The sequence below is a fragment of the Chryseobacterium sp. AG363 genome, assembly GCF_003610675.1.
GTDB lineage: Bacteria > Bacteroidota > Bacteroidia > Flavobacteriales > Weeksellaceae > Chryseobacterium > Chryseobacterium cucumeris.
Map to the genome: position 1 here is coordinate 318,288 of NZ_RAQF01000002.1, position 16,349 is coordinate 334,636.

17 protein-coding genes and 1 pseudogene are annotated in these 16,349 nt (G+C 38.0%); 12 read left to right on the forward strand and 6 right to left on the reverse strand.

The annotated features are described in order from the left end of the window. Nucleotides 1-9 precede the first annotated feature (9 nt). Both DEU39_RS01430 and mobC read right to left on the reverse strand, forming a co-directional pair. Complete coding sequence (locus DEU39_RS01430; RefSeq protein ID WP_120230647.1) at nucleotides 10-825, reverse strand: hypothetical protein; 816 nt, start codon at nucleotides 823-825, stop codon at nucleotides 10-12. Between the two features lie 154 nt (nucleotides 826-979). Further along, nucleotides 980-2,965, reverse strand: coding sequence for a conjugal transfer protein MobC (mobC, locus tag DEU39_RS01435; protein WP_120230648.1), 1,986 nt, complete (start codon nucleotides 2,963-2,965; stop codon nucleotides 980-982). A 181-nt stretch (nucleotides 2,966-3,146) separates the two neighbouring features. On the opposite strand from mobC, the gene DEU39_RS24620 reads away from it, so the two are divergent. Beyond that, nucleotides 3,147-3,401, forward strand: coding sequence for a hypothetical protein (locus tag DEU39_RS24620; RefSeq protein WP_120230649.1), 255 nt, complete (start codon nucleotides 3,147-3,149; stop codon nucleotides 3,399-3,401). Between the two features lie 165 nt (nucleotides 3,402-3,566). Next, nucleotides 3,567-4,184: a hypothetical protein gene (locus tag DEU39_RS01445; protein WP_120230650.1), complete on the forward strand. Its 618-nt coding sequence runs from the start codon at nucleotides 3,567-3,569 to the stop codon at nucleotides 4,182-4,184. Nucleotides 4,185-4,224: 40 nt separating this feature from the next. On the opposite strand, the gene mobB is transcribed toward DEU39_RS01445, so the two are convergent. Together mobB and mobA are read right to left on the reverse strand one after the other, a co-directional pair. After that, the gene (gene mobB, locus DEU39_RS01450; protein ID WP_120230651.1) at nucleotides 4,225-5,502 is read right to left on the reverse strand and encodes a conjugal transfer protein MobB; all 1,278 of its coding nucleotides are present in this window, start codon (nucleotides 5,500-5,502) and stop codon (nucleotides 4,225-4,227) included. Next, entirely contained in the window at nucleotides 5,499-5,927 is a 429-nt protein-coding gene (gene mobA / locus DEU39_RS01455; protein WP_120230652.1) for a conjugal transfer protein MobA, read from the reverse strand. Before mobA ends, mobB begins: the two co-directional genes overlap by 4 nt. 695 nt (nucleotides 5,928-6,622) lie before the next feature. Here mobA and DEU39_RS01460 point away from each other — a divergent pair. The 5 genes from DEU39_RS01460 (at nucleotide 6,623) to DEU39_RS01480 (ending at nucleotide 9,166) form a co-directional block, all read left to right on the forward strand. Further along, nucleotides 6,623-7,390 (forward strand): ParA family protein, encoded by a 768-nt coding sequence (locus tag DEU39_RS01460; protein WP_120230653.1) that lies wholly within the window; start codon nucleotides 6,623-6,625, stop codon nucleotides 7,388-7,390. 1 nt (nucleotide 7,391) lies between these two features. Then, complete coding sequence (locus DEU39_RS01465; RefSeq protein WP_120230654.1) at nucleotides 7,392-7,793, forward strand: DUF3408 domain-containing protein; 402 nt, start codon at nucleotides 7,392-7,394, stop codon at nucleotides 7,791-7,793. 1 nt (nucleotide 7,794) lies between these two features. Further along, nucleotides 7,795-8,091 carry a DUF3408 domain-containing protein gene (locus DEU39_RS01470; RefSeq protein ID WP_228436593.1) on the forward strand — a complete coding sequence of 99 codons (297 nt, stop codon included), beginning with the start codon at nucleotides 7,795-7,797 and terminating at the stop codon, nucleotides 8,089-8,091. A gap of 4 nt (nucleotides 8,092-8,095) precedes the next feature. Next, complete coding sequence (locus tag DEU39_RS01475) at nucleotides 8,096-8,701, forward strand: hypothetical protein (RefSeq protein ID WP_120230656.1); 606 nt, start codon at nucleotides 8,096-8,098, stop codon at nucleotides 8,699-8,701. 63 nt (nucleotides 8,702-8,764) lie between these two features. Further along, on the forward strand, nucleotides 8,765-9,166 hold the full coding sequence (locus DEU39_RS01480) for a hypothetical protein (protein WP_120230657.1): 402 nt from the start codon (nucleotides 8,765-8,767) through the stop codon (nucleotides 9,164-9,166). Between the two features lie 102 nt (nucleotides 9,167-9,268). Here DEU39_RS01480 and DEU39_RS01485 read toward each other — a convergent pair whose 3' ends face one another. Together DEU39_RS01485 and DEU39_RS01490 are read right to left on the reverse strand one after the other, a co-directional pair. Beyond that, on the reverse strand, nucleotides 9,269-10,039 hold the full coding sequence (locus DEU39_RS01485; RefSeq protein ID WP_120230658.1) for a hypothetical protein: 771 nt from the start codon (nucleotides 10,037-10,039) through the stop codon (nucleotides 9,269-9,271). 31 nt (nucleotides 10,040-10,070) lie between these two features. Further along, nucleotides 10,071-10,790, reverse strand: a complete 720-nt coding sequence (locus DEU39_RS01490) for a hypothetical protein (RefSeq protein ID WP_120230659.1) — start codon at nucleotides 10,788-10,790, stop codon at nucleotides 10,071-10,073. Between the two features lie 437 nt (nucleotides 10,791-11,227). On the opposite strand from DEU39_RS01490, the gene DEU39_RS01495 reads away from it, so the two are divergent. The 5 genes and pseudogenes from DEU39_RS01495 (at nucleotide 11,228) to DEU39_RS01515 (ending at nucleotide 16,328) form a co-directional block, all read left to right on the forward strand. Then, on the forward strand, nucleotides 11,228-12,022 hold the full coding sequence (locus DEU39_RS01495; RefSeq protein ID WP_120230660.1) for a hypothetical protein: 795 nt from the start codon (nucleotides 11,228-11,230) through the stop codon (nucleotides 12,020-12,022). Nucleotides 12,023-12,211: 189 nt separating this feature from the next. Next, complete coding sequence (locus tag DEU39_RS01500) at nucleotides 12,212-12,520, forward strand: DUF4134 domain-containing protein (RefSeq protein ID WP_120230661.1); 309 nt, start codon at nucleotides 12,212-12,214, stop codon at nucleotides 12,518-12,520. Between the two features lie 41 nt (nucleotides 12,521-12,561). Continuing rightward, nucleotides 12,562-13,386, forward strand: coding sequence for a DNA adenine methylase (locus tag DEU39_RS01505; protein WP_228436755.1), 825 nt, complete (start codon nucleotides 12,562-12,564; stop codon nucleotides 13,384-13,386). 1 nt (nucleotide 13,387) lies between these two features. Next, nucleotides 13,388-13,744: a DUF4133 domain-containing protein gene (locus DEU39_RS01510; RefSeq protein ID WP_120230663.1), complete on the forward strand. Its 357-nt coding sequence runs from the start codon at nucleotides 13,388-13,390 to the stop codon at nucleotides 13,742-13,744. Nucleotides 13,745-13,752: 8 nt separating this feature from the next. Beyond that, nucleotides 13,753-16,328, forward strand: a pseudogene (locus DEU39_RS01515) (TraG family conjugative transposon ATPase). Nucleotides 16,329-16,349 lie beyond the last annotated feature (21 nt).

The following is a 16,349-nucleotide window of genomic DNA, read 5'->3' on the forward strand; positions in this document are numbered from 1 at the left end:
ATCAATTAATTAGTTTTTTGCATTAACATGCAACAATTTTTTATGTGCTTTAATATGCTTCAACAAGTAGGCATCCAAGATATAAAGCTTAACATCTTCATCTATCCTCGTTTTGTCATAATAATTCGCCTCCATAGCTTTTATATAATTTATAAATCCTTTCAATGGTATCTTTTTTAAGGTCGTATATCTTTTCAATATAAAAGTTGCATACCTTTTTTTTATGGACACGTGTTGGCCTGCGAATTCTATGATAAAAAAATCGTAATTAAGATCTGTATAATAATCAAGTGGTAGTAATCCTAATTCCTGCAAAAAAGGAATAGTTCTTTGAAAACGCATTTCACGAACGAAATGAACTCGATCAAAAACATATTTTATTACATCTACCTCAATTTCAGTGACCTCCAAAAATTTTGCAAGGCATAAGCGATGTTGACCACCTATAGTAAAGTAACGATCGCCATATTGAACTACAGTTTTAGCTTCTTTTGCCTTGTGGATATGGTCAATAACCTTTTCTTTGGTTGGAAAATTGTCAATGACACGATCTAACCTGCGCAAATCAGTAAAAAATTGTAACCAATAATATCGCCAATCTTTCGGTTTGTGCATAATACAGTTGTAACCATAGGAATAATCAATCCCACAAATCTTACGGGGATCTATTTTTTCCGTAAACGTTCCTGCAGATCTGAAAAAATGAAAGTTTTTGATAGGGCTGAAATGGGCTACGACGTCGTCGTGCCAATTCTGTTCATCAAATTTTGGATGTAGGCTTCTTAACCATTCTATTCGCTGTTCATCCGAATACTTGTAAGGCATTAACAAAGGCTTTTTATTGACAGAAATATACTGAAAATTCTTTCTCGAAGTATAAAAATGATTCAATAAATAAGTCTTTTATTATGTCGTAGTTTAAAACTACGGGAAGCACATTAATTGGTTTGAAATTGGTATATGTTTACAAAACAAAATGCTAAGTTTTTCTCACAAGGTGGGCTAATTCCGGGTCGTTCTCAATTCTCGAAAGTTCACTTGCAATAATTTTTGAAACATCAAGTTTGACCTGGCGATAATTTTGATCAATTTCTTTGTCCATTCTGTCCTCGCCAGTTTCTGAAATAAAAGAACGGATCTCTGGAATAGGCTTATAGTTTTTACTTTCTAAGGCCACCTTTTCCGTATCTACTACGATTTGGGCATGAAATATCTTTTGCTCTATTTTCTCACCAAAATTGTCAGCAACAGCTCCAACAAACATTCCCTGGGAAAGAGTAGATATTTTAGACGCCGGAATCAGACTGTCTAATTGTGTTGATATAGATGTACTGGTATCATTTCTGTTGATAGATATCGATTGACGTTTTTGGACAATCTTTCCAAACCTTTCTGAAAGTGTTTTGGCTGTTTCACCCACGACCTGGCCTGAGAATATATTTCCGACGGTATTGAGTATAACTTTCGCTTCCTTATCACCATAATCCCGGATCAATTGAGAGAAATCCTGAAAACCAAGACAGACAGCCACTTTATTGCTTCGGGCTGTTGCAATGAGATTATCTAATCCACGGAAATAAATTGTGGGAAGTTCGTCAATTATAACGGAACTTTTAAGTTTTCCCTTTTTATTTATCATTTTTACGATTCTGGAGTTATATAAGCCAAGGGCAGCCGAGTAGATGTTCTGTCTATCTGGATTATTGCCAACACATAGGATTTTGGGTTCCTTCGGATTGTTTATGTCCAATGAAAAATCATCCCCGGACATAACCCAGTAGAGCTGCGGAGAGATCATTCTTGATAGCGGGATTTTAGCCGAGGCAATTTGGCCTTGTAGTTGATCTTGTGCCCCGCCTTCCCAAGCATCAAGAAAGGGACTAAGGTAGTTTTCAAGCTCAGAATAACTTGTTAGTATTGTAAAAATATCAGCATATTTTTTATTAAGTAGTTCGATTGCGTGCGGAAAAGTGCAGAATTTACCATTATCATAAATCTTCAAAAACCAGATGATCGCTGCTAGCAGGATGATTGGTGACTCAACAAAAAAATCCCCTTGTTTCTGAATCCACGTCTTATTGAGGTTTAGCATGATGGTGTACGATGCTTCGTACGCATCAGAGATGTCGGTCATGAATTGAGGATTTAAGGGATTGCAGCGATGGCTTTTGCGTGGATTATCAAAGTTGATCACATAGAATTTGGGTTTTACATCGTACTTGTCACTGTGTTTCAGGAGATGGTTGTAAGCGATTAGTGAAAGATCATCAAATTTGAAATCGTAAATGTACATCGAGAATCCTTTTTCGATTTGTTGCTTAATGTAGTTGTTGACTATAGCGTAGCTCTTACCACTTCCGGGAGTACCTAGTACGATAGATGCGCGAAAGACGTTCACCACCGATATCCATCCGTCATTCCATTTTCCACGATAATAAAATTTTGTGGGCAGGTTAACGGAAAACTCATTTTCTAAAAGCTTTGTCTCCTGCATGAAGCTTTCGTTTTCATTATTGAAAGGATCATCCATCAATTTGTTTTTAAGCAGCCTACTCATCCATAATCCAGCAACCATAAGCAGGATAAAGCCTGCAGATGTAGAAAGCATATATAGAATGCCTGATATTTCAATAAGCGGGAAATTGAGTAAGTATAGTATTGATCCAGCAAGTAGACATGTATTGATATTTTTCCACTTAATTTTTTCGTTTTTCACGCCTTTAGTTCCCAGACAGCTCAGTGCCAATAAGATTAGGGCAAACAGTTTGCTGTATGTGGAATTAGTAAATAAACCAGAGGTTTTTTGGAAATTTTTGAGGATTCGCTCGACAATTTCGAGCGTCCATCCCTGTTCAAAGAAAAAGGAGTAACAGAACCAGTAGAAATTCATCAAAACTAGGAGAATGCTTACAGCTCGCATGAAAGCCATAATTTTTGCGAGGCCTCTTAAATCGTCTTCTTGCATATATGAAAAGTTTCACCATAGATATTAGTCCTGACGAACAATTTTTCTGTTAGTGCATAAGATGGTATACATTTGCCTATAACTTCCAATACCTTTGAAATTTTGTGAGATTTAGACTTCCCATTATGTTTTTTATCTGCGATAAAATTCCTATAATTAGGCTGAATTTCGGAAGTGGATTATGTTTGATACTATAGGACAATTTGAAGAGCAATTTAATAAACAGGTATTCAGAATCACCTTTAAAAATCGTGATTTTCAAGTTGTATTATTGAAGAGAGATTTGACTAAGAATATGTCGGAATTTCAGATACTTTTGGATGGACTGGTGCAGAAACTAAAAAAGGAAAACGGAAAATGGAATTTTGAACATGGTGAAGACCAGGATTTAGCCGAAGATATCTTTCGTCAGGTAGCACTGCGATATAGATTATAACATTACCTGATAACGCTTTTTTATTGAGGCCTCTGTACATTTTAAATTATTTTTGTAGATTAACAGTCGGTAATAGGCATACACGACATTAGGTAAAATCAAATTTTCTTTTAATATTGTAGCATTACCAATACTCTGATTTAATTTAAATCTAATACCATATAAATGAATATTAAACAACTTTTTGCATGTGTACTAATTGCCATTTTTTGTGGTTGCAATCCGAATTCAGGAAACTCATCCAAAGAGCAGGTCGTTGAATCAATTCAGAAGAAAGAATTTAAGAAAAATGATGAATTATATAATAGTGCTGGTAAACTTGTAAGTGAATTTGATTTTAACCTTAAACCTACCGAAGAACGAAAAAAGGACTGGCCGGACGGAATTATACCATGGATTAGTTTAGAAAATCCTGGCCCGGAAATCTCTCAGTTGATAAGTGCTGATGAAGTAGTGATAAAGGAAAAAACGATCAATGTAATTTTTGACTATCCTCTAAATAATCCACATACCTTTGCATTTACCAATGAAAATGGTTTTAGTAGAAAGGATTTAATCCTTTTAATCAGCAAAAAATATCATGATTTATATAAAGAGGAGGAGCTAACTTCAAGTGTTAAAACAATTCCTGTAGATAAAAGAACGGGACTTATCAACAGAAATGAGACGCAGGGAAAATATGGGATTTGGGGACATGACTTATCTGATTTGGACTTAAGCGGTATCGAAGTTCATGAAACAGACAATGGTACAATCAATATTATTTTGATCGTTGAATCCTAAATGTCTAAAAAGTTTTCTAGTCCAATTGCTCTATAAGCAATTAATTACGACCTCTTTTTCTTTTCTTCTTCTTCATATTAAATTCAAATAGATGTTCTTCCGGATCTTCTGTATTTCCACTAAGTAAAATGTCATTCAGTATTCCCCAGTCAGGAAAATTAGATTCGCAATTTAGCATAAAATCGAATAAGGGGTGAAGTGCATTTTTATGAGGAATTACAGGTATTGAAGTGTCGCTTTTTTTTGTGAATTCTATGCCCGTCGGTACCGGAGAGTTGTTGGTCCTTGAAAAAATCTCATTGATCGCGTTTGCAGAATACTGTTTGCCAAGATGTGAGCCATTGTATACGGTGCGTGTGTTATGATCTACAAAGCTAATTCCATACAATCTTCCTTGCTCGTTTCTTCGTATCACTACATTAATACCATTTTCTATTAAGTACGCTTTAAAGTCCTTTTCACTTTGTGCACTAGCGAGGGCTTGTGAAATAATTATTTTGGTTTCTTCTTTAGTTTCGGCAAGGGCTTCTTTACACTTTAGAAAGTGAGATTGCAAGGCTGAAAGCCCTGCGTGTTTCCCAAACAGAGATGCTTTAAAGGGATTTGTGGCCTTCTCCCCATTTTTATCCAGCGCGAAATAGATCAAGCCTTCTTTAATCTCCCCATTGAATTCCTTTTTGATGGTTTCAGCCGAGATATTGAATAGCGATAGCAACGCGTTATAACTTCCAAGATTTTGAAAATGATAATATTTCGGAAGATATCTCACAACAGCGGCAATTTGACTCTTTACATTGCCTTTAATATGATCAACAGGTACGAAAGTGAGACTTTCATTGGAACTTATCCTTTCGTCTGCTCGTATTAACTTATATTTTTTTTCAATTTGGCGACAGAGTTCCATTGATCTTCTCTTTTCAAAAACATCAGATATTTTGATTCCATTTTGGTTCACTGTTGATGAAACAATATGGATATGGCTACGGTCGATATCATCATGTTTAAAAACCACATAGGGTTGATCACCATATCCCATTTTCGTCATATATTCCTTAGCAATGCCGACATAGTCTTCATCTGACACCATATCATTTGGATCGGGATTTAAAGAAATATGGATTGCTGTCTTCTCTGTATTTTTATTTGCCGCAAGATTGGGAAGGAATGAGGACAACAGCTGAGCTGTCGTATAGTCGCCATCGGGTGTTTCAAACATATTATTGAGGTGTAATATTGAAGCATTGTTTTGAATTACTTTGAAGTTGTTATAATTCAAAGCACCATATAAATTTGATCCACGTCCGATTTTCGCAATCATAACTTTCCTTTTTTGACAAGATGTTCCGCTTCAAATTTTTTGCTGAGCATTAAAACGTCCCGGCAGATCTGAGCAAGTTCTTTAGTGTGTTCTTCAAGTTTCCAGATATAATACACGGTTTTTTTATCGCTGAAATTAGTGTGCAGAATCTTTACTATCTGATTGTAATTGACTCCAATTGACCTGAACTGTGCGAAAAATTGCGATAATTTTGTACAATATTCCATAGCTCCTTTATCGACCATAACTGAATTTATCTTTCTTTCAAATAGAATGGATACGATAAACTTTGCTCTATTATCCAGTCCGGATTGTTCAAATAGCGTTTGAAATTTTGCGTTGTCCGAATCCGTAAGACGGAAAACGTACCTGTGTGTTGCTTTCTCAAGTTTAGGATTGCGACCACCTTTACGATTTGTTGCCATATACTTTTTTCCAAAACCTACCAAAAGATCAATTATTATATTGCTTAATAGCTTCTGTGAACCTTTCTTTTCCTAAAAATTCACAACCAAGATCAATAACATCATAAAAGGTAAATCCGACTTCGGAGGATTACCGGGCCCTCGGCAGAGCAAGTAGTTTTGGGGCACAAAACGAGTTTTGAGTGCCTCAAAACACAACTTGCTCTGTTCTTGGGAACAGATATGAGAAAGAATAGAATAAAGCTCGCATCATAAAGAGCTCTCGGAAACCGTAGGTAAAAAGAGGAAAGGTAGTAAAACTTCTGCTTTACAGCTCCTACAGTTGGCTTCTTTTGCATATGGCCTGTTGGTAGTGACTATGGTTAATTTAGCCAGTTACAAATCAAGTAATTGTAAAAGCATAAAAGTGTTAGGTTTTAAAAATGTAAAAGCATAAAACTATAAAAGCGTAAAAGCATATAAGGGTAAAAGGATAAAAACGGTAAAATATGAAGTTATAAATGTTGGTAGATTTTTTACCAGTTTACAAAATTCTAAGAAGTATGTATGATTTACAGATAAGATGTGAGTATTTATATAAGGCCCTTTTTAAACTCGTATAACTGACTCTACTTATATTTTACTATGCATCTGTAAACTTAGGCAATTGCTCTTTAATACAACTTTAAAATTAAGAAGCTATAAAATAATATAATATGGAAAAAAAGAAAGAACCTTTAAAGGTAAGCATTTATGCGCAAAAGGGGGGAGTGGGTAAATCTACGATGACGACATTGCTAGCGAGCGTTCTGCATTACCGCCTTGGATATAATATCCTGGTACTCGATTGCGATTTTCCGCAATATAGCCTGATCGGTATTCGTGAAAGAGATAAACGTACGGTAATGGAAAGTGATTTTCACAAAAGACAGGCCGTTAAACAATTCCATACGATCAATAAAAAGGCTTATCCGATCATCAAGTGTAAGGCTGATAACGCACTTGAAAAGGCTTTTGACTACTGTGAGAGCAGTTCCGTTCCGCCGGATATTATCTTTTTTGACCTACCGGGTACAGCCAACACCCAGGGGGTTATCGGTGCTTTAAAGGGGTTGAATTATATTTTTTCACCTATTACGGCAGACCGCCTTGTTGTGGAGAGCACACTGGCGTTCAGTGAGGTTTTCCTAAGACTTCCCGCGCAGAATAAAAATCCCATCGAGCAGTCTTTATTCCTATTCTGGAACCAGGTTGACGGTAGAGAGAAAACAGGCCTGTACGATGCTTATGAAAGAGTAATAGATGGTTTATCACTTCCGATTATGGCAACGCGGATCATGGACAGTAAACGTTTCCGGAAAGAAATTGATGATACGGGAAATTATGTTTTTAAATCAACATTATTACCCGCTGATCCACAAATTTTAAAAACAACGCGTGTGGATCAATTTGTTAAGGAGTTTCTAAAAATAATTCATATCTGAGATGAAGAAAGATCATAAAGAATTTGAGAAACCGATCATCGATGAGGAGTACCTGATGAATATCATGAGTGGCGATGAACCTTTACCTGCGGCAAATACAGAGGAGAGCGCGGATAAAATTGCAGATCCTACGGCTAAAGCCGAGAAGTCTAGGACAAGGTCCGGCAAAAAGGTAGATTACGAAGAGTTTTTTCTTGCCAACCGTTTCCCTACGGGCAGGAGCGGGAAGGTTGTCTATATACGGTCTGAATATCACGAACGGCTCTTGCGCATAGTGCAGCTGACCCGTAAGGACAAAGTAACGCTGTATTCCTATATAGACAATATACTGGAAAATCATTTCCGTGAATATGGCGAGGAGATTACCGATTATTTCAATAAAAAATTTAAACCCATTTTATAAGATGAAGAAGCCAAAAAATCAAGTTGAAGTTACCGTAAAACTACATCAGCAGGTAGCTTATGATAATGTGAATTACGAATCACTGTTCCTATCAGATACTTTTATGGATAAACGGGGTCATAAAAGTATCTATGTCAGCAGTGAGCATCATACCAGATTGTCAAGAATCGCGAATGTTATAGGAGAGGATAAAATACCACTCTATGCGTTGCTGGATAACATATTGAGGCATCATTTCACGGTATTTGAAGATATGCTGATAAAGGAATTCATTAACAAATCTAAGCCACTTTTTTAGGATCATGGACAATTTAATAGAGATTGCAATACTGATCTGTCTGATAGTGGTGATTATACTACTGCTGGTTGAGAAAGTGAAAATAGGGGGAGCTGAACGTAAGGCCCAACAGGTCGAAGAGAAGACTTTACCAGATGTCATAGGAAAGGTCGTAATCGCTGAGAAAGAAACGATGCCTGCGTGGTTGGCCAATCGGAAAAAGTTGGTAGAAAAATTGATCGCCACTAAAGCAGGACAGGAAAATACCGACGCTATCAAGAATAAAAATAATGATGACATTAAATCCAGTGATGTTATAGAGCAAGATGATGATAATGATGTCCCACCAGATGATGATCGTTTTGTTCAGGCGGTTTCTGTAGAGGAGCTGACGAAAGTTGGAAAGTTGCTGCAACAGGACAGTCTTGATACAGTTCAGGAAAGAGAAACCGCTGGGATCATTCAAAAAATTGAGGGAACCGAGTTTTTTAGTATGATGCAGGATTCTATCGATGGCGCATCCCAAAAAATTGCAAAGCTTTTGGATAAATCAATATCGGAAGAGAAAAGTGTCATTCCAAAAGACAACCCTAATGCACTAGACGATTTCGACATCGTAGATTTTATCTGATAATGTATTCGTTCAATACTAGTTGGAAGCATTAAGTATCAATAATTACTAAAGTAAACAGACATGATAGCAAAGGATGATCCTGATTATATAATAGAAGAGTACAAAGGACGGATAATTGCCAGTCATAAAAACAATATTCCAGAAAAATCAGTGGACAATGTGATCATTGTGTATGATAAGTTGGATTTTCCGGATTATGGATTTTTTATCGGAGTTGATGATTCAAAAAGCACGGGTAGCAGAAAGATGGAACCAGTAAATATGGAAGATGCTAGAATTTATATCGATTGGCTATCAGAAGTGACCAATAAAAAAGACATACAGAAAGATAGGTCTGTTTCTGTTCCCATGCCGATAAAAGAAGTTGTGGGCCAGATTTTATCTGAGGTTTCTTTCAAACGAATGGAAAATAAAGATGCGAAGTCGCCAATTAAATCAGGGAAAAAGGGTAGGAGAATCTGAGGAACCCCAAATAAATAGACATTATTAAACATAAATCCACTTCTTTATTTCAAAGAAGTGGATTTATGTTACCATTAAACAAAAACTAGGTTTCAATCACCATTAAGGTAATGTAGGTTCCGTGGCTGTAAAGGTATAATAGATCATTAGCGGGCTTTGCGGTGTTGCCGGTGAAGCTAATGTGAAAGTACCCTGTAGGCCTACGGATACAGAATTTGTAAAACCCCCGGTGGTCGCGTAAAGCTGCGCGGCGCCATTAGCTGAGCCACCCCCACTATTTGCGCTAAGAACTACGTTGGAATTGGTCAATTGCATAAAGCCGGCATATGTTACATACGGACCGTAAGCATTGGTGTCTGAAAAGTAGCAGTATCCAAGATACGCTGGTGGCGAACTTGGTGTTTCGCTTTTCCAAGGCCAGTTCACAGTTGTTGAAACTGAGTATGAAAGTGTAAAGGTATTAGTAACAGAAGATTTTGCTGATTTTGAGAGATAGTGCGTATAAAAGTTTTGCTCAATTCCGTTAGTGCCTGGTCCGAAAGCTTTATTATTTTTTCCAACCAATTTAAGCCCATCGGTTGAACTCGATTTAGAGTTAATTTTGCTTGATGGATAGATAATGACAGTATCATGAATGACAGTATTCTTGACCAATTCTTTTAGATACTTATATTGCTCCTCGTAAGTTGCAAAATTATGAACTGGCTTACTTTCTTTATTAGACATTTTAACAGAAGAAGTCATTGAAGTTAAGTTAAATTCTTGCTCTAGCTTCTTTTTGTAATCAACTTCCGTTGTGATTGCTTCTTGCTTTTTACACGCAAGGAGGAGGGATAATGACATTGCTGTCAATACCAGATTTTTAGTTCTCATAATAATATATTTTAAGTTAAATAATGATCGATTACCAGGTTATTGAATTTTTAATATTTTCAGGTATTGTTTCGGAAGTACTTTCAATTACGAAGGTCTGTATGCCCTGTGGATTATTGTCAAGAGGAATTTTAATCCAAAGGATTTGATAAGGAAAATTAGGAACAAATAGATTTAAAGGGGATTTAACATTTAGTCGTGATTTGGTATATGCAAATTCAAAATCTGAGTTTAATATATGTGCCTTACCTTTAATACATGTGTGTCCTGCTACTGTCAGAGTTTGTTGGCTTAATGTATCAAGCATTGTTATTTTAGGTGGTGTTACCGCGCATTTATAAAATAGCTCAGGACCATAATCAGCTAAAGCAACTTCTTCAACTTTACTAGAATCGGTTTCGCTTTTGTATCTAACAAGTGCTTTCGAGATATTAATAAGATAGGTAGGCATAATCTTACTTACAGTCAGAGAGCCGTTCTCAGAATAGCTTTTTTCAAGTAAGCTACTGTCATTCTTTATTTCTTGTCGCAGCACTAAATTACCATTCATGTAGTAAGTAAACTTATAGTATAGCTCCCTTTTCTCCTGATGGTCAATATGTGATAGATACCATTTAAGAACCATCTTACCGTGGCCCTGGTCATTAACCTGATTTTGACTAAAAACTTTGCTGTGAGTAAAGAATAATAAGAAAGCAGCAAGGAAAATCCCTTTGAAAGCGGTCTTTATAAAAGATGGGGAATAGTACATAATCTAAATAAAGGTTAAATAAAAATCGATATTGAATCAAAAGTAATAACTACAATGAACGAATAACGATTAGATTTTAACCAGTATGGATTTGATTTTAACATGTTTAACTTTTGAAATTTGTTTTAGCGAAATAAATAAGCGTAAAACAGATTGCTGATAGATAATTATGGCACTTTTTGCGAAAGATAATTGTGTGTTAATAAAAATTATGCATTTTATTAAGGTAATGTTTGGAGGAATTAAAAATATACTTTTAAAGGAAGATCTTCCAATTCCAAATTGAATATAAAAATGTTAATATAACTATCACCATTTTGCAAATAGGAAAATCTGGGAAAAATAATGCCTCAGCGTTCTGCACTTCACCAATTATTTGTTCTATGGCGGAATTTGGCTCAGCAATTAAGTTAATACAAATAAAAAAATGTTGAGTTATGGAAAAAGAACTACCGATCTATAGAGATCCTGATTACGGAATCGAATTTATTGCTGATGTGAACAAATTTGAATTTAGAGAAAAGGCTAACCCCGATAACCGCTACACATTGGAGGATATGATCGATCTGGGCGAAGATGGTTACCGTTTTGATCATTTTGACAAGACGAGTAGACGGGATTTAACCATAACTCCGCCACAGTTTGTTACAGTTGCCCCTAAGCAGATGGCAGAAAAGTATAATAAGGCTGTTGAGGAAATTCTTTTGCTGACCGATTTTGAACTTATGGTCGATCAGGAGGCACTGTCAAGAAGAATTAAACATGGAGAACTTCCAACCGTTGAAATTGGGGGACACATCTTTTATGCAGATGCGCGGATAGATCTTTTACGGCCCAAAGATGATTTTTCTACGATGGGGATAAGTTTTGATGAGCTGGAGGACTGGTACGTTGACCCAAAAAACACCTATGCATTTCCTTATGACCCTAAAACACATGAAATAGGTAAAATCGAATGGGATAAAGTTGTAGAATATCCGAAAGATCTTTTATTTGTTGAAATACCATTTGTAAAGACACTTGATCCGGTAGGGTGGAACCGCAAATGGGGGTGGGGTGAATTAGAGGGCTTAAAAGAAACAGGTCTCCGACTTGACTTTAAAGCCGCGTTGATCCCATGGAATAAGTCAGGAATCGATGAACTTATCCGGGAAAATAGACTTAAACAGCATATCAGTCAGTCACCTAAAGAAAATGAAAGAAAAGAAAATAAAAAGGGACGTAAAATGTAGCCAGCAGTAGTTCAGCCGCCAGACTTAAAGGTTTGGCGTTTTTTTTGGCTTTTTCCGAACCCCGATTAGGACAACAACGGCAAACCTAGTACGTCTGATACCACCTGCCCATAAATCCGATACTATCTGCAACACCTTTGTTTCCAAGCCCGCACAGGCGGGTATTACAAACTTAAAATGTAATGAAACATGAAAAAATCAAGACAAAAAAATCTGCTGGCGTTGCTGTTTATTTCGCTTATCAGCAATGGGGCTTTTGCGCAGGGAAATGGCGCTGCAGGTATTCAGGAGGCCACACAAATGGTTACAAGCTATTTTGATCCCGCCACCAAGCTGATTTATGCTATCGGTGCTGTGGTCGGATTGATAGGCGGCGTGAAAGTTTACAACAAATTCAGTTCGGGTGACCCTGACACTTCAAAGACAGCGGCGAGCTGGTTCGGCGCCTGTATATTCCTGATCGTCGCAGCTACCATTTTACGGTCATTTTTCCTTTAGGCTAACCCTCTTAAATTTTTTCAATTATGGCAAAAAATAAGATGGCTACCCCATTGACCTATTATGGTGGAAAGCAACAGCTGGCCAGGATCATTATTCCGCTTATTCCACCACATTATACCTACGTAGAGCCGTTTGTGGGGGGAGGCGCAATTTTCTGGTCGAAACCGAGATCTGAGGTTGAGGTGATCAACGATTACAACCGTGAGCTGATCAATTTTTACGAGATGGTTAAAAATCAGTTTGTTGAACTGGAGAAAATGATCCGTATAACGCTTCACAGTAGATCTCTTCATAGCGATGCGCTCGTGATCTATAACAATCCACATCTCTTTGACAGATTACAACGCGCCTGGGCGGTCTGGGTCCTATGCAACCAGTCTTTTAGCGCGAAGATTGGTGATTCATGGGGTTATGATGTTCGGGATCAGACTTCTACCAGAAGATTGAGCAATAAGCGAGTATCGTTCTGTGAGGAATACGCTATACGACTTCAGAATGTTCAGATCGAAAATACGGATGCCATTAGGATCATCAATTCACGTGATCACGAAAAGGCTTTTCATTATTGTGATCCGCCTTACTTTAACAGTGACTGCGGTCATTACGATGGGTACAGCAAACATGATTTTGAATCTCTGCTAATATGTCTATCCAATGCGAAGGGAAAGTTTCTTTTGAGTAGCTATCCAAGTGATATCCTAAACAAATTCAGCAAGGATCTTGACTGGCACACGGTCAAAATGCAGAAAGAGGTGCTAGTCGATAAACATTCAGGCAAAGTACCAAAGAAAAAGATTGAAGTGCTTACCGCCAACTATGACCTGGGTTTCGTTCAGGGAACCATAAACTTTAAATCATACTGAAATGAAAACCTGGAACATAAATAAAGGCATCGGCTGTACAGTTGAATTTAAAGGTTTGAAAGCTCAATACCTTTTTGGATTTGCCGGAGGGTTATTACTGGTACTGATCCTTGTCATGGTGCTGTACATGGCAGACGTAAATACGTATATATGCCTTTCGATAGGATTTATGTCTGCTTCCCTGATCATCTGGAAAACTTTCAGCCTGAACAACAAATACGGTGAACATGGACTGATGAAATTAGGTGCAAAAAGAAAGCATCCACGATATATTATCTCCCGTCAACCCGTGCAATCTTACCTTAAATCCTCAGCTGCGAAAGGTGAGAAAACTCAAAATTTTAACACTAAATCTTAAAGGCTATCATGAGAAATATCTCTAAAACAACTACGTTAGAAAGCCGTTTTCCCCTCCTTGCAATTGAGAACGATTGCATCATTTCGAAAGAAGGAGACTTTACGGTGTGTTTCCGTTTAAGACTCCCGGAAATTTTTACGGTAGGGACGGATGTTTACGAATCCATTCATTCCTCGTGGAGTAAAGCAATCAAGACTTTGCCGGATTATAGTATCCTGCACAAGCAGGACTGGTATTTAAAGGAAAACTACCAGCCGGATTTGGAAAGAAGTGAACATAGCTTTTTGTCGCGTTCTTTTCAGCTTCACTTTAATGAGCGGCCGTTTCTAAACCACTACTGTTATGTTTTCCTGACGAAAACGACAAAGGCACGGATGCAGTCCCAGAGTAATTTTAGCAGCTTATGCAAGGGTAATCTTGTTCCAAAAGAAATACGGGATAAGGAAGGAATGCGACGTTTTCTGGAATCGGTAAGCCAGTTCCAGCGTATCATCAATGACAGTGGGCATATAACAATGGATCAGTTGAGTGAAGCTGAAATATTGGGCAGCGAAGGGAAAACCGGAATCCTTGAACAGTATTTTACGTTGTCCCGTGAGGCCAATCCCGTTCTGCAGGATATGGCTCTGGGAGCAGAGGAACTGAGGATCGGAAGTAAGAGGATGGTACTTCATACATTATCCAGTACAGACGATCTTCCGGGAACTGTTTCTGACTGCAATCGCTACGACAGGCTTTCCACAGATCGCAGTGATTGTATGTTGTCTTTTGCCAGCCCTGTGGGGCTGATGCTCAGTTGCGACCATATCTATAACCAGTACCTGTTCATTGATAATAGTTCTGAAAACCTCAAAAAATTTGAGAAGTCAGCCAGGAATATGCATTCATTGGCACGTTATAGCCGAGCCAATCAGATCAATAAGGAATGGATAGAACGTTATCTGAACGAGGCTCATTCCCACGGATCGCCCTCTATCAGAGCGCATTATAATGTTTTCGCATGGAGCGAAGACCGCCAGGAGCTACGGAATCTGAAAAATGATGTGGGAAGTGCGCTTGCGCTAATGGAATGTAAGTCCCGCCATAATACCGTAGATGCTGCGACTTTATACTGGGCGGGAATTCCCGGCAATGCAGGTGATTTCCCCGCCGAAGAATCCTTTTATACCTTCATCGAACCAGCATTATGTTTTTTTACCCAAGAGACAAATTATCAGGATTCGCTTTCTCCTTTTGGGATTAAGCTTGCCGACAGGTTGACGGGGAAACCCGTCCACGTCGATATCAGTGACCTACCGATGAAAAAGGGGATTACGACGAATAGAAACCGCTTTATTCTGGGGCCTAGCGGGGGCTGGCGGGCTATTCTTAATTGAGTAGCCCGCCAGCCCACCCAAAAAATGGAAGTGGAAAATCATTTTTCACCAATCATATGGTGAGACAATATTATGAACATGGAACCCATGTGCTGTTAGTGGACACAGGTAATTCCTATCAGGGGCTCTGTGAGCTGATCAAAGGTAAGACAAAAGGAAAGGACGGGGTTTATTTTACTTACACGGAAGACAACCCGATCTCATTCAACCCGTTCTTTACCGAAGATAATGTCTTTGACATCGAGAAAAGAGAAAGCATTAAGACCTTGATCCTGACCTTATGGAAAAGGGACGACGAAGCTCCTAAACGTAGTGAGGAAGTGGCATTGTCCAATGCAGTCGCAGGATACATCGAAAGAATTAAAAACAATAATGAAATACCTTGTTTTAACGGATTCTACGAATACGTGAAAGGCGACTACAAACAGGTTCTTTTGGACAAGGAAGTACGGGAGAAGGATTTTGATCTGGCGAACTTTTTAAATGTGCTGGAACCCTATTATAAAGGCGGTGAATACGACTACTTACTAAACTCAGAAAAAGAGCTTGATTTGCTTAATAAGCGATTTATTGTTTTTGAAATTGATGCGATCAAAGATCACAAAATCCTGTTTCCGGTGGTTACAATCATCATCATGGAGGTCTTTATCAATAAGATGCGACGGTTAAAAGGAATCCGTAAAATGATACTTATAGAGGAGGCGTGGAAGGCCATAGCGAAAGAAGGAATGGCTGAATATATTCGTTATTTATTTAAGACCGTCAGGAAATTTTTTGGTGAAGCTATCGTGGTGACTCAGGAAGTGGATGATATCATACAGTCTCCGATAGTCAAGGAAACAATCATCAACAACAGTGACTGCAAGATCTTACTCGACCAGCGGAAATACGCCAACAAATTTGACGACATCCAAAAAATGCTCGGACTTACGGAACGCGAAAAATCGCAGATACTTTCGATCAATCAGGACAATGATCCAAAGCGCAAATATAAGGAAGTATGGATCGGACTTGGAGGAACGCATTCGGCGGTCTACGCGACAGAAGTGAGCGAGCAGGAGTATCTGGCATACACCACGGAGGAATCGGAGAAAATGGAAGTGATGGATCTAGCCCACGAAATGGGCGGCGATGTGGAAGCAGCCATCAAAAAGATTTCGCTTCGGAAAATTAAAGGGCTTTCGGCCACAGACAATGCAAAAAATTAAATAATCCTAAAATTTTAAAGA

Coding starts and splice junctions, on each gene's coding strand:
- DEU39_RS01490 (WP_120230659.1), bottom strand. CDS start 10,790: ATGTACTATTCCCCATCTTTTATAAAGACCGCTTTCAAAGGGATTTTC.
- DEU39_RS01510 (WP_120230663.1), top strand. CDS start 13,388: ATGAAAACCTGGAACATAAATAAAGGCATCGGCTGTACAGTTGAATTT.
- mobB (WP_120230651.1), bottom strand. CDS start 5,502: ATGATTGCGAAAATCGGACGTGGATCAAATTTATATGGTGCTTTGAAT.
- DEU39_RS01470 (WP_228436593.1), top strand. CDS start 7,795: ATGAAGAAGCCAAAAAATCAAGTTGAAGTTACCGTAAAACTACATCAG.
- DEU39_RS01465 (WP_120230654.1), top strand. CDS start 7,392: ATGAAGAAAGATCATAAAGAATTTGAGAAACCGATCATCGATGAGGAG.
- DEU39_RS01505 (WP_228436755.1), top strand. CDS start 12,562: ATGGCTACCCCATTGACCTATTATGGTGGAAAGCAACAGCTGGCCAGG.
- DEU39_RS01495 (WP_120230660.1), top strand. CDS start 11,228: ATGGAAAAAGAACTACCGATCTATAGAGATCCTGATTACGGAATCGAA.
- DEU39_RS24620 (WP_120230649.1), top strand. CDS start 3,147: ATGTTTGATACTATAGGACAATTTGAAGAGCAATTTAATAAACAGGTA.
- DEU39_RS01480 (WP_120230657.1), top strand. CDS start 8,765: ATGATAGCAAAGGATGATCCTGATTATATAATAGAAGAGTACAAAGGA.
- mobC (WP_120230648.1), bottom strand. CDS start 2,965: ATGCAAGAAGACGATTTAAGAGGCCTCGCAAAAATTATGGCTTTCATG.
- DEU39_RS01445 (WP_120230650.1), top strand. CDS start 3,567: ATGAATATTAAACAACTTTTTGCATGTGTACTAATTGCCATTTTTTGT.
- DEU39_RS01500 (WP_120230661.1), top strand. CDS start 12,212: ATGAAAAAATCAAGACAAAAAAATCTGCTGGCGTTGCTGTTTATTTCG.
- DEU39_RS01460 (WP_120230653.1), top strand. CDS start 6,623: ATGGAAAAAAAGAAAGAACCTTTAAAGGTAAGCATTTATGCGCAAAAG.
- DEU39_RS01430 (WP_120230647.1), bottom strand. CDS start 825: ATGCCTTACAAGTATTCGGATGAACAGCGAATAGAATGGTTAAGAAGC.
- DEU39_RS01485 (WP_120230658.1), bottom strand. CDS start 10,039: ATGAGAACTAAAAATCTGGTATTGACAGCAATGTCATTATCCCTCCTC.
- DEU39_RS01475 (WP_120230656.1), top strand. CDS start 8,096: ATGGACAATTTAATAGAGATTGCAATACTGATCTGTCTGATAGTGGTG.
- mobA (WP_120230652.1), bottom strand. CDS start 5,927: ATGGCAACAAATCGTAAAGGTGGTCGCAATCCTAAACTTGAGAAAGCA.